The following is a 13505-nucleotide window of genomic DNA, read 5'->3' on the forward strand; positions in this document are numbered from 1 at the left end:
TATCGAATGTCTTGCAAACCGGATGGGTCCATATATGTTTTAGTAGAGCCCTCAGGGACACTTCTTGTTAAATAAAGGGGCGGCGTGTCACTGGGGAAGCAATGACAATTAATACGTAATGCGCGTAACTCAACTGTCTTGTGTTGAGGCATTTGTAGTTATAGATGGCAATGAATTGATATCGCACTGCCATTTTCAAAACTGCTTAACATGCTTATGGCACTTAACTTATTGCGATAACAGTGCCAGAGCAAAGTTAGTTTTTGCTGCTAGTCTCAGTCTCTTTGGCTGTGGGACTGACAACATCCGTTCCGGCATCGAGATACTGTTTATAGGTATCCTCACCCCAGGCCATGAGCTTATTATTCTTAAAAATGAGAGGAGTGCATTCTTCTTTAGTGGTGATACCATCGGATTTCTCATGGTGAGTGCGATAAAAGAGCACTTGTAATTGTGTTTCTTGAACTGCCTTGGCCTCTGAAAAATCCGCTTTTCCCAATAGCGACTTCACCTCGGTAATATCCTGCCCTAGGCTTAAATCAGTCATTTTTTGGCTGTTATAGACTTGCCTGTCTTCCCAATCCATTTCATCCGGGGTGGGTTCATAGACGAGTACTACCACTGCGACAAAGGCCACATAGGCGGCGAATATACTGCCAATAATTACCGAAGTTTTTGATTTCATTTAACCTTATCCTTTCCTCATCAAGTGAGTCTTCCTAGCTCGCCAATAAAATACGCTTTTGTAGCCTTAAGGTAAATGCGTTTATTGCAACTTAGTGTTAACAAGATTCTTATTACTCTATGTTAGGGGCTCGATGTGCGCCGCTTACTCGGAAGTCTTTTAAATTGATATTGAGGGGCAAATCTGTTTGCAATTGCGCCAGTTTGTAACTGAGGCGTGCCATTTCTTTGCCTTCGGCCAGTTTCTTCGCTTGCTTAGCGCCTAAGTTAGGCAAAGATGAAAAGAGTGTGCTTAAGGTTCTAAAGGTTTTTAATAGCTCAGCCGCCGATTTGGGGCCAATCCCTGGGATGCCGGGAATTTTATTGCCGCTATCACCGGCTAGCGCCATTAAATCGAGAAACTGGCTCCGTTCGACCCCAAGCTTTTGCTCTAGTGCGGCGATATCGAGGTATTGTTGATTAAAATGATCCCACTGGTTTATACGGACATGATTTAACTGACTAAAACCCTTATCGGTTGAAACGATAATAGCTTCTCCCTGTGCCTTGGCGGTTTTCATCGCTAAGGTGGCGATAACATCATCGGCCTCGGCGGCGGCATAAATGGAGCCTATGCCTATTGATGTTAAATGCTCCTGCAGCGCAGTAAGCCCCTCTGCCAGCGGTTCTGGCATAGGTTTACGGCCCTTTTTATAATCGGGGTAAAGCTGTTTTCGCCAGGAAATCTCATCGCCATCCCAGACGATAGCGACATGGGTTGGCTGGTGCACGCGCAGCAGTTTTGAGCATGCAGCACTGACACGCTCCTTAAGGCTAGCCATATCGTTCTCATCGGGGATCGCCGCATAAATACGGCGAACCAAATTGAGACCATCGATGATTAAAAATTTATTCATTGGCAAATTTGCATGAGTTAACTGACGCTATTTGACTATCTTATAGCAGGGAACATAGGTGCTTCCCGGCAGTTTCATCCTGTGTTGGGTGACGAATGCGTTCAGTAGATTGTCCATCAGCGCCATTAAACGGGGATCACCTTTTAATAGGAAGGGGCCAAAACGCTCAACATGTTTGATCGTATCCGCTTTTACATTACCCGCTACTATACCCGAGAATGCTTTGCGAAGATTGGCGGCGAGGTCGGCTTTATTGGTTTGGAAGTGTAAATCCAAATTTGCCATGACTTCGTGGGTTGGTATAAAAGGTAATTGGAATTCAGGCTCAATTTTCAGTGCCCATTGGTATTGGTAGGCATCGCCCGTGGCGCGGCGGTAGGTTTTGACTTGCTCCATACCTTGTTTCATCACCCTTGCCACCTCAGCGGGATTGTCTATGATAATTTGGTATTTTTTCTGTGCTTCAGTTCCTAATGTTGCCCCAATAAATTCATCTATTTTACTAAAGTAATCCGTACTTTCCGTGGGCCCAGTGAGCACGAGCGGGAAGGGGGTTTCTTGGTTTTCTTTATTTAGCAAAATACCTAGAATATAGAGTAGTTCTTCAGTCGTGCCCGCACCGCCGGGGAAAATAATAATGCCGTGACCCAAACGTACGAAGGCTTCCAGACGTTTTTCGATATCGGGTAGGATAACAAGTTCATTGACGATTTGGTTGGGCGGCTCGGCGGCGATAATACTGGGTTCAGTCAATCCTATATAACGCGCGTTTTTAACTCTTTGTTTTGCATGGCCGATGGCCGCACCTTTCATCGGTCCTTCCATCGCCCCTGGCCCGCAACCAGTACAGATATCCAGCTCCCTTAGCCCGAGTTGGTAACCCACCTCGCGGGTGTATTGATATTCGACGGCGTTGATACTGTGGCCGCCCCAGCACACAACCACGTTGGGATCCTTCATCGGTGCAATTGCCCTAGCATTGCGCAGAATATCAAATACAACGTTGGTAATATGATTCGCATTGGTCAAATTGATGTGCTTCAGCGTATCGTATTTATCGCTGATATAGAGAATGTCCCTGAGTACAGCGAACAGATGCTCTTGAATACCTATGATGATTTGGCCATCGACAAAGGCTTGTTCTGGGGGATTAATGAGTTCTAATTTTACGCCGCGTTCTCGCTGCAGGACGTTTATATCGAAATTATGATATTGCTCGAATAAGGCTTTCGAGTTATCGGTTTTTGAACCCGCAGCAAGCACGGCTAATGAGCAGTTACGATATAGTTGATATAGTGCGCTTTTGGCGCTTTTTTTAAGGCGATCAACTTCGAGTTGTGAAAGCTGATCCATGCTACCTTTTGGGCTTATTCTTACTATCATTTACCACTCCTTCGTTTCGACAGGAGTGATAAGAGGAGACGTATAGTTGAATCTAATTATACGTCTATCACAACCCTGTCTCTGCTTTCATGTTTTGCTTTGTAGAGTGCTGCGTCGGCGCGCTCAAAAGTTTCATGTATGAGTTCATTCCCCATAACCTGCGCTGCCCCTATAGATACTGTAACTGTAATTCTCTGATTTTTAAATTTAAATGGAATATTTTTTACTTTCTCCCTCACCCTGTTTAAAAGTTGAACAATATCGCCATTGCCAACATCTGGGAGTAAAAGTACAAATTCTTCGCCGCCATAACGGGCGACAAACTCAGTGTCTCTGAGTGAATTTTTGAGTGCCATGGCGATAACCTGCAGCGTTTTATCACCTGTGCTGTGGCCAAAACTGTCATTGATCGTTTTAAAGTGATCAATATCGGCAACCGCCACCCAGAGAGGGCCCTTATGGCGTTGATAGTTGCGGTATTCTAGCTCCATGCGCTCTTCTAAGGCGGCACGGTTAGGCAGCTGCGTTAGGCTATCGAGTAAATTGAGTTTTTGCTGCTCGAACAAACGCTCTTTATAGGTGTTAGCCTCAGAGCTCAGTTCATTGAGCTCTTTACGCATGGTCTCCATCGACTTACGTAGTAAAGCCTGCTCCCTTTGTTCGAGGGCTTCTTTGCGGGCAAGGGCTGAACGAATCGAATTGAGCTGCTCGGTAAGTTGCGCCTTGAGATCGACGATGTCTTCCACATCGATGATAATCTCACCGGCGTTATCGACGCGGGTGTTGATCTCACGATTGAGCTGGGTCTTAAGTTGGAAACTGCGCTGATTGTGGTTATAAGACTCTGTGACGACTTCTCGCACCGCAGTTAAGGCATCGTTCAGGGCGTATAAAAATTCCTGCGATGCCGATTTTTCACGGGCGATATTGTCGAGCAGTAAGGCTAAAATCGTCTGGTAGGCCTCGAGCAAACTGTCGACTTCGATATCCGATGCCAGCACTTCTTTAATGACTAAGACTTGGTCCCGCTGATCTTTACGAAATTCGATTTCCGAAATCATTTGCGCCAACTCATGGGCGAGTTGTCGGTGCTTGGGGAGAACATCGAGTTTTTCAGATTCGTTAAACTGCTGCTGTAAGATGGTTTCGTAGAAGCCAATGATTTGTTTTACTTTAGGAATATACTCCCAAACCGTGTGAAACGGTTTGGCGAGATCCTGTTTGAAATAGTTAACTTCTTTTTTTAGCTTTTCAGGGGCAGAGTTGACCCTTTGGATCTGACGGACCACCTGTGCAAGGCCTGTTCGACTCTCTTCGAGCTGTACCATCACATGGTGGTACTGGCCTTTTAGTAAGCGTTCGACATCGACTAATTCTGGCAATGCTTCATCGACACGCTCAAACGTGTTTAAGTTATGGCGTAGTTTGGCGAGCTTATTATCCAGTTCAAGATTTTGCCCTTTGCAGGCGAGACTTAAATGGCCAATAAATTGGAGTAACGTTTGTAACTTGGCATTTCTATCCTCATTGACTTCATCTAGGGCGAGTTTAGCCGAGTGAAGTTTTTGTTGAAGTAATGCAAGTTGTGAAACTGTCGCGTTGGAATCCTTCATCCGGAGTGTTTTCCTAGCTCTGCAAGGCTAAAAAGCATGATGATCCTCTGTCCAGATTAGCTATTAACTCTCATGCTACTAATGTTATAACAACGGCTGTAGAGTGCAAATCTGTTTGCCCGTGTGTCTGTGATTAATTGCTGATATTGATCAAATATTTTCCAATAAATGCCTATCTTGATTATTTTCCCAGCAAGGCCAGTGAATTTCCTCTTTATTGCCGTTGGTTTCGACTCGGATAAGCCCGCGTTCGATCCCTTTCTCAAGGTGTAGGAATAGTGGGTTAGCAAAAAGGCTAGGGGGCACAAAATTCAGTGCCCTAAGGGTGACAAAATGATCCCTATTTGTAGGTAAACTGCGGGCACAGGCTAGTGCCATTTGTACGGTTTCAAATTGCAATTTAGGGGCTACTTTCATTTCTGATTTGGCGAGCAAGGGCAAGTGGATAAATCCAAGATTAAAGGTCTGCGTTAGTTGCCGCTCATCCAGTTGTTGTCGCATGCGTGTGATAACGTGCTGCGGCTCAATACTCTCGGTAAATCGTACGGCCAAAACCCCTTGCCTAATCACATAAACAGGCATGGATAAGGTTTCTGATATGAGATCAGCGAGCTGTGTCATTACGGCATTAGCAAAGTATTGGCCATGATTGATATCTGAGGCTAGATATCCTTGGAATTCAATTAAACCGAGGGCCATTGTGGGACGTTGATTTGAACGTCTATCACCTAAATGGGCAAGCAGGGCGGCATAGCCTAAGTGATGGGTAAACTGTTCTTCTTGGCTTAATTGTATTAGAACCTCGTTTTGGGCGTGCATTTTTCGGTGACGATTGAATAGTATAATGATTGTTATCATGAGGATAACTGCAATCACTCCACAGATAGCTAGGAGTATATTGGCGTTTTTTGATGCTTGAATAGTATCGTCAAGCTTACCCCGCAGCATACCGAGTTCGAGCTTAAGTTGCTGCTCCGCGAGGGCAGAGGCCGATACTGCAGAGTCTTTTTCGGGTGTTTGCGTCTGTTGGCTCAGTTCGATAATGCGTTTTTGGGTGGCAATTGTCTTACCTTGATCCCCTAATTTTTCGGCGGAGAGGGCGATTTGTGTCAATGCGGATTTTTGTTCATCCGCGAGCTTTAACTCGTTGGCGAGGGCCAAGGCGTTGTCGGCATGGGCCATCATCAGTGGCCAATCTTCCTTGGCTTGGGCTATTTCCCCAATTAAGAGTTCATTGTAGACGAGATAGTGATGGCTATTTTTTCCTTAAATATTTGGTTTGCCATCAATAAATACTTTAGGGCACTACTATTGTCATCAATGTTTGAATACGCTTGGCCAAGGTTATGAAAGTTGAGACCTTGGGCGATATAGTTGCCTCGTTTAGCATCTAATTGTTGGGCGTTGAGGTAGTAATCGATTGCTTTATTCCAATCCCCTTGCTCGCCGTATACCATAGCTATTACTGTCATACAGCTTGATAGATAGGTGTCATTGCCGAGTTTTTTAAAGCCAGCCGCGGCCTCATGGGCATTATTTAGTGCCTCATCCCATTGTTTTAAGTCTCGATATACCTTGGCAAGTTGTAGCTGAAGATGGGTTTTCATCGAGGGATAGTTGGAGCGATTTGAAATCCGAATGGCTTCGCTATAATGTTGTAATGATTTAGTGAGTTGTTGATTTTTATTGTAATAATGACCAAGTTTTGATTCTGCTGCCGCAATTAAATAATCATTTCTGAGCTTGTAGGCAATGTCCCTGTAGGTATGAAAGTGCATTAACGCTGGCACGTCTTGGCGGAGCACTAAATGTAAGCCACCTAAATGTTCCTGAATCGTATGTTTGAGCAACATGGCTTCAATATCGAAGCTGTCATTAATGCGAGTCAAGGCTTCATTATAGAAGGTAATCGCTTCTTGATATTTTTGCTCTGTTCGCCCAAGGTAACGCCCTCGCAGCATGGAAACTGTTGCTTGCTCAAGGGGGGATTGGGCAATGTTAGCGAGGAGTTCGATTAACGTCTTGGCATCTTGAAATCCAACCTTAGATTTAACATTTGGCTCCATATTGAGTCTTGCGAGCAGTTGCAAAATATGTTGAAACTCATCGGGGTTATAGCCTTGTTCCTTGGCGGCGCGTTCGAACTGTTCACGGTTTTTAAAGACGATAGGAAAAGAGATCGATTTATTTAAGGTGTCGTACATTTTCTGCGGGGTTTCACGCAGTTCTATCTCTTCCGATTCGAGATCGCGTCCTAGGGTGCTAAAGGATGCTGACATCAACAAGGCTACGAGAATAATGATGAGTTTATGCATTTGAAGGGGGATCCCATATTTCCTAAATCAAGGCATTTATTTTGTTAGCGTTTGTTAGCGCCTAATGAGGATGCTACATCGACTTGTTATACTTGGGAAAATCATAAGAAACATAATAACAGAAGGAAGCAAGAGTGAAACCCAACAGATTATCAATCTTGGTATTAAGTGCATTATTTTCGGCCAATGTGTGGGCTGATGTAGATTATCAAATTGAGCTGAGTCAGCCAGAGCAGCATTTGGCTCAGGTGAGTGTGACTTTTCCGCATGTGAACGTGAGTGATTTAACCGTTAATTTGCCTGTGTGGCGAACGGGGAAATATCAAGTATTGCCCCTATCCGACGGTGTCCGTTTATTCAAAGCTCAAGATAGCCAAGGCCAGGCTCTCCCATGGAAGCGCACCGCCAGCGGTGAATGGCAAGTTTTACTCAGCCAACCAACGAGTGTCACCGTCAGTTATCAATTGTATGCTAATGAGCTTGGCCAAAGAGTGCGGCATATCGATGCGAGCCACGCGTACTTAGATGCCAGCGGTGTATTCATGTATAGCCCGCAATTTCGCTCTGAGCCTGTATCGGTTCAATTGAACGTCCCTCAAACGTGGCAAAGTTACTCTGGTATGGCTTCGGGCAATGCCTCACATTCTTTCGTTGCTCCCAATTATGATGTGTTAATTGATTCCCCTATCGAAACGGGTGTGAGCACCCATAAGCAATTCAGTGCTAATGGCAAAAACTATGAGTTGGTATTTTGGGGGGAAGGCAATTATGACGCCGATAAAGTCGTTAAGGATTTAACGGCATTAAGTGATCAGGCTAAGGCGATTTGGGACGATTATCCTTTTGATCGTTATGTATATATGGTGCATGCCACCAGCGGCGCCAGTGGTGCGACAGAACATTTAAACTCTACCGTTATCCAGTTGCCGCGTTTTAGTTTCCGTGAGCGCAAGGATTACCTACGCTTTATCAGCACTGCATCCCATGAGTTTATCCATACTTGGAACGTAAAAGCCTATCGTCCTGCGGGACTTGTGCCCTACGATTATCAGCATGAAAACATGACGGAATTACTGTGGATGGCCGAAGGCTCTACCAGTTATTTCCAAGGCCAGTTACTGCTGCGTGCTGGGGTGATGACGCCTAAAGAGTTCCTCGAAGACTTAGCGAAACGCGTTGAGAAAAACCAGCTCAATCCTGGGCGCGAAACTCAATCTGTTGCCGAGGCGAGTGCCGGGGAGTGGAGCAGCACGGGCGGCGATTATGCGATTAATCACAGTGTGAATATCTACTCTGAGGGTTACTTAACTTCCTTAGCGTTAGATTTTTCGCTGCTGCAAGATACTAAACTGAAGCATTCATACCGCGATGTGCATCGCCGTTTATATCAAGATCACCGTGTGCCAAAGGGCTATAGTGTTGACGATGTGCAGCACATATTGCAGGATTTATCCGGCAAAGATTATGCGCCTTGGTGGCAGGGAAATGTGAATAGCCCGATGAGTTTAGATTTCCCTGAGCTGTTATCGCAGGCTGGGTTAGTGATGTCCTATGGCAAAGATTCAAAAGCCGAGGCATTTGCCGGCATGACGTTAAGCAGCACCCATGGCTCTTTAGTGTTAGACCAAGTGCTGCGTAATGGCCCAGCGTGGAAGGCGGGGATTGTCGCGGGGGATGAAGTATTAGCGATTAATGGTCTTAAGGTGACTGCTGCGGGTTTTGATAAGCGCATCAAAGACTTTAAGACTGGCGATAGCATTGAAGTGACATTATTCAGTAACGATAAGATCAAGCAGGTTAAGCTCATTCTGGGTGAACAGCAAAGCGGCAAGCTAGTGCTCAAGGGCAATGCGAAAGCGACTAAGCAACAAAAAGCCTTCTTCAAGGCTTGGTTGGGCATTGATTGGCCGTTCGATAATAAAGGCGAGTTAGAGTCTAAAGCCAATGACTGACACTAGTGATTAAAGTTAGTGCCTAATGCTAGTGCCTAAAGTTAGTAACTAAATCAAGTGATTCGGCTTAATGCGATTAAGCTAAATGCCTTAACTTTAGGCGTTTAACTGTCATAAAAAAGGCGCGCCCTCATTTGGAAGGTGCGCCTTTTGTTATTCTGTCTTTCAACTCACTCATACGAGCGAGTCGCAAATTTAGCTTAACTCACTCGCTGAGGCTTAAACTTGCGCTTCTTCGAGTCCACCGAGTGCTGCAACGAGTGCATGCATCAAGGCGACTAACTCACTGCCCATCAAGGCAAAGTCGGCATCTAAACGGGCCATTGGGTCATCGGTGCCCACTTCGTCGTTACCCGCTCTAAATTCTTCAGAAAACTTAAGGCGCTTAACACTGGCGTCCGATTGCAACAGTAGGGCGATTGATTGTCCAAAGTGCAGGGCTATCTTATGGACTTCTTTGCCCGTGGCGAGGTGGGCTAATACTTCATCTTCCTTAAGATCCTGCTGCTTAAAGCGAACGATTCCGCCTTCGTCGGCGGCGGATTTAAGTTCAGCTTCATCTTGCATCTCAAAGGGTAATGGCGCGCTGCCATTCTTTAACCATTCGGTTAAATGGGATTCAACAGGCGCTTTAAAGCTCAAAGGGATCACGGGTAAACTGCCTAAGGCTTTACGTAATAAGGCTAATAATTCTTCGGCCTTAGTGGCGCTTGAGCTATCGACGAGGATCATTTCAAGCTCTGGTAAAATCAGTGCGTGAGTCTGGCTACGGCGTGAAAAAGCCCGTGGTAGTAAGCTAGTGATGATTTCATCTTTGAGCGCATCTTTTTCTTTTTTCGCGAGTTTTCGATTTTCTTCATCTTCGATGAGGGTGACTTTTTCTTCCAAGGCTTCTTTGATGACTTGGCCGGGGAGAATTTTTTCTTCTTTGGTCACACAGATCAGATGGCGATTATTGGCGCTGTGTACCAATGAACTGCCTTGTTTGCCCAGTGCGTTGGAGAAGCCAAATTTACTGACATCTTGGCTTGAGCACGGAGAAAAAGTGAAATCGGCCAGCGCAGTTTCAAGAGTTTCAGTTTCGACGGCAAAAGGTTTATTGAAACGATAAAGAGTAAGATTTTTAAACCACATAAGAAGCGCTCATTGGAAAATAAAGTGGCAGTTTACGGCATAGTTGGAGCTGGGTAAACCTGTGCGAAACAGTCAAATCTTTACCCAGATACAGAATTCATCAAATTGTAACATTGAAAAAAATCCCGCTGTAACCCTTGTGGTTATTGGCTTTTTATTTCGAGATGTCAGGTGAATCCCAATGATTAAACCCAAGTTGTCACATTTGAAATAAAACTGAAACACATTCATTGCACACTTTCGGTCGTTCCAAACCAATAACCAAGACGAACATAACGTCGAAAGGATTAAATGATGAACGTTTTTTGTAAAACTCTACTTGCTTCTGCGCTAGCTTCTGCAACTCTGGCTTCAGCTTATGCCGCTGAGCCACTGACTGTTTATGGTAAGTTGAATGTCACCGCTCAATCAAATGATGAGAAAGGTGATGCTACAACAACTATTCAAAGTAATGCTTCTCGTTTTGGTGTGAAGGGTGATTTCGAACTGTCTAGCTCGTTACAAGCTTTCTATACAGTTGAATATGAAGTTGATACTGGTGCTGCGACGAGCGACAACTTTAAAGCCCGTAATCAATTCGTTGGCTTGAAAGGCTCCTTTGGTTCGTTCTCTGTGGGTCGTAACGACACACTGCTGAAAATCTCTCAAGGTAATGTTGACCAATTCAATGACCTTTCTGGCGACATAAAAAGCCTGTTTAAAGGTGAAAACCGTTTAGGCCAAACTGCTACTTACCTAACTCCTTCATTTGGTGGTTTCGTATTTGGTGCTACCTATGCTGCTGAAGGCGATGCTGACCAACAAAGTCAAGACGGTTTCAGCTTAGCGGCCATGTACGGTGACGCTAAACTGAAAAAATCACCTTTCTATGCTGCAATCGCTTACGATTCAGATGTGAAAGGTTATGAAATTGTTCGTGCTACGGTACAAGGTAAAATCGCTGATTTCACTTTAGGTGGTATGTATCAGCAGCAGGAAGAGACCTATAAAAACGCATTGCCAGTAACGACCGATAGCATTAATGGTTACCTGCTCAGTGCGGCTTATGATATCAATGCTGTCACTTTGAAAGCACAATACCAAGACATGGAAGACAAAGGTGATTCATGGTCTGTGGGTGCGGATTACAGCTTAGGTAAACCAACGAAATTATTTGCTTTTTACACTAATCGTTCATTAGAAGCCGCTGCCGATGATGACAAATACATTGGTGTTGGTTTAGAACACAAATTCTAAATCCGGCATTAAGGTTCAATTAAGGAGGCATATAGCCTCCTTTTTTATTGCGCTAAACAAACAGTTATATAAACTTATTATGACAAATATCGCTACTATATGGCCTGTGCGGCACGCTTATTCATAAATCTGTAATAAAAATGACTAATAATAGCCGTGTTGACATTCACTGACAGAAAATCACTTATGACTGCAAGGATATTGATAGTAGAAGATGAGTTAGCCATCCGTGAGATGCTGACTTTTGTAATGGAACAGCATGGGTTTACGACCTCTGCGGCGGAGGATTTTGATTCGGCCATTGCGCTGCTAAAGGAGCCTTACCCCGATCTGATTTTATTGGATTGGATGTTTCCTGGCGGAAGTGGTATTCAATTGGCGAAACGCTTGAAACAGGATGAGTTTACCCGCCAAATTCCGATCATTATGTTAACCGCCCGTGGTGAAGAGGAAGATAAAGTCAAAGGCCTTGAAGTCGGTGCCGATGATTACATCACTAAACCCTTTTCCCCTAAAGAGCTAGTCGCCCGAATTAAGGCCGTATTGCGTCGTAGTGCTCCTACCCGTTTAGAAGAAACCATTGATGTGCAAGGCTTGCTGCTCGACCCTGTGAGTCACAGGGTGAGTGTGGGCGAGACTGTATTAGATATGGGGCCCACCGAATTTCGTTTGTTGCACTTTTTTATGACGCATCCAGAACGTGTCTACAGTCGTGAACAGTTGCTCGATAACGTGTGGGGAACCAACGTGTATGTAGAAGACAGGACCGTAGACGTGCATATTAGGCGTCTTCGTAAAGCCGTTGAAGAATCTGGACATGATCGTTTGATCCAGACGGTTCGTGGTGCTGGTTATCGTTTTTCAACACGCATATAGTGCCTAATAAGAGATAGGCACAAGTGGGCTTTTAGGCTATCTTGTGCTCCTCCTATTTAGCCTGATGTCTGGGTTTATCTATGTCTCACTCTTATTCAGGGTATCGGTTATTTACGCGCTTAGCCGTTTTTCTACTGCTTTGTTTGCTACTTGGTTTACTGGTTGGGAAACCCCTCTGGATACTCACTATCGGCCTGCTAGGTCTAGTGTTGTGGCATTATCGCCAATTAGCACGCCTTAACTTTTGGTTATGGCGAGATAGAAAACTCACCCCGCCGCAGGGTAGTGGTAGCTGGGAAGGGGTGTTTAACGGTATTTATCGCCTTCAAGGGAAGAATCGTCGCCGTGTCGGTCAATTGGCCGCACTGTTAGCCCGATTTCGCCAGGGGGCTGAGGCCCTACCCGATGCCGCTGTAGTGCTCGACTCAGAGCATAATATTTTATGGTGTAATAAGTTAGCACAACTTATCCTAGGTTTTGTTTGGCCACAGGATAATGGTCAGCGTATCGATAACCTGATCCGTCATCCCGATTTTTCCGCTTATATTAAATCCGCACAATACAAAGAGCCGTTGGAGTTACCTTCGCCCGTATCGGATAGGCGTTTGCTCGAAATTCGTATTATGGCCTATGGTGACAGGCAATTACTGTTAATTGCGCGGGATATTACGCGGATAAGACAACTCGAAGGCATGCGTAAAGAGTTTGTCGCCAATGTGTCACACGAACTTAAAACCCCGTTGACCGTGCTGCAGGGGTATCTGGAAATGATGCAAAGCATGGCAGAGCCCGATTCGATGAACGCTAAGCCGCTGGCATTGATGCAGCAGCAAACCCGGCGCATGCAGTCCATGGTCGAGCAGTTATTAGTGTTATCGCGAATTGAGGACGCGGCGGATATTAACCTCGAAAATACGGTCAATATGGCGCAGTTAATGGAAGTGTTGAAGGAGGAGGCGAAGGCTCTGGCCCAAGATAAATACGAGCTGAGTTTCTACTGCGAGACGGGACTTGATTCCCATGGCAATGAATTGCAGCTTCGAAGTGCCTGTTCTAATTTGATTTCTAATGCCATTCGTTACACAGAACCGGGCGGAAAAATCACTGTACAGTGGCGTAGCGTGGCGACGGGGGGACTCTTTAGCGTGACAGATACGGGTGAAGGGATTGCCCCGCAACATATTAACCGCTTAACTGAGCGCTTTTATCGTGTCGACAGTGCCCGCTCAAGGCAAACCGGTGGTAGTGGTTTAGGGCTTGCGATCGTGAAACATGCACTTAATCACCATCACAGTGAGTTAAATATTAGTAGCGAATTGGGTAAAGGCAGCACTTTTAGCTTTGTGATCCCACTTCATTTAATCGAACGCAAAAAATAAACGCATAATGTACATGTGAATACTCTTTTTAAAACAG

General features: G+C 45.1%; 9 protein-coding genes and 1 pseudogene. 4 read left to right on the forward strand and 6 right to left on the reverse strand.

Annotated elements, in window-relative coordinates:
• Positions 1-256 precede the first annotated feature (256 nt).
• The 5 genes and pseudogenes from SOHN41_RS06030 to SOHN41_RS20580 form a co-directional block, all read right to left on the reverse strand.
• Positions 257-685 carry a DUF3192 domain-containing protein gene (locus SOHN41_RS06030; RefSeq protein WP_007646612.1) on the reverse strand — a complete coding sequence of 143 codons (429 nt, stop codon included), beginning with the start codon at positions 683-685 and terminating at the stop codon, positions 257-259.
• Positions 686-797: 112 nt separating this feature from the next.
• Positions 798-1580, reverse strand: coding sequence for a flap endonuclease Xni (gene xni / locus SOHN41_RS06035; RefSeq protein ID WP_007646614.1), 783 nt, complete (start codon positions 1578-1580; stop codon positions 798-800).
• Positions 1581-1607: 27 nt separating this feature from the next.
• Positions 1608-2963, reverse strand: a complete 1356-nt coding sequence (gene ppnN / locus SOHN41_RS06040) for a nucleotide 5'-monophosphate nucleosidase PpnN (RefSeq protein WP_007646616.1) — start codon at positions 2961-2963, stop codon at positions 1608-1610.
• Positions 2964-3019: 56 nt separating this feature from the next.
• Positions 3020-4576, reverse strand: a complete 1557-nt coding sequence (locus SOHN41_RS06045; protein WP_007646618.1) for a GGDEF domain-containing protein — start codon at positions 4574-4576, stop codon at positions 3020-3022.
• 150 nt (positions 4577-4726) lie between these two features.
• Positions 4727-6891 (reverse strand): annotated as a pseudogene (locus tag SOHN41_RS20580) (tetratricopeptide repeat protein).
• Between the two features lie 134 nt (positions 6892-7025).
• Between SOHN41_RS20580 and SOHN41_RS06055 the strand changes: the two are divergent.
• The gene (locus tag SOHN41_RS06055) at positions 7026-8843 is read left to right on the forward strand and encodes a M61 family metallopeptidase (protein ID WP_007646624.1); all 1818 of its coding nucleotides are present in this window, start codon (positions 7026-7028) and stop codon (positions 8841-8843) included.
• A 219-nt stretch (positions 8844-9062) separates the two neighbouring features.
• Here the strand turns inward: SOHN41_RS06055 and rdgC are convergent, their stop codons facing one another.
• Positions 9063-9977 carry a recombination-associated protein RdgC gene (rdgC, locus tag SOHN41_RS06060; RefSeq protein WP_007646626.1) on the reverse strand — a complete coding sequence of 305 codons (915 nt, stop codon included), beginning with the start codon at positions 9975-9977 and terminating at the stop codon, positions 9063-9065.
• A 291-nt stretch (positions 9978-10268) separates the two neighbouring features.
• On the opposite strand from rdgC, the gene SOHN41_RS06065 reads away from it, so the two are divergent.
• From SOHN41_RS06065 to phoR, 3 genes are all read left to right on the forward strand, one after another.
• Complete coding sequence (locus SOHN41_RS06065) at positions 10269-11213, forward strand: porin (RefSeq protein ID WP_037458286.1); 945 nt, start codon at positions 10269-10271, stop codon at positions 11211-11213.
• A 186-nt stretch (positions 11214-11399) separates the two neighbouring features.
• Positions 11400-12089 (forward strand): phosphate regulon transcriptional regulator PhoB, encoded by a 690-nt coding sequence (gene phoB, locus SOHN41_RS06070; protein WP_007646631.1) that lies wholly within the window; start codon positions 11400-11402, stop codon positions 12087-12089.
• Positions 12090-12169: 80 nt separating this feature from the next.
• Positions 12170-13468, forward strand: coding sequence for a phosphate regulon sensor histidine kinase PhoR (phoR, locus tag SOHN41_RS06075; RefSeq protein ID WP_037458288.1), 1299 nt, complete (start codon positions 12170-12172; stop codon positions 13466-13468).
• The last annotated feature ends 37 nt before the right edge of the window (positions 13469-13505 follow it).

It is taken from the genome of Shewanella sp. HN-41 (assembly GCF_000217915.1).
Lineage (GTDB): Bacteria > Pseudomonadota > Gammaproteobacteria > Enterobacterales > Shewanellaceae > Shewanella.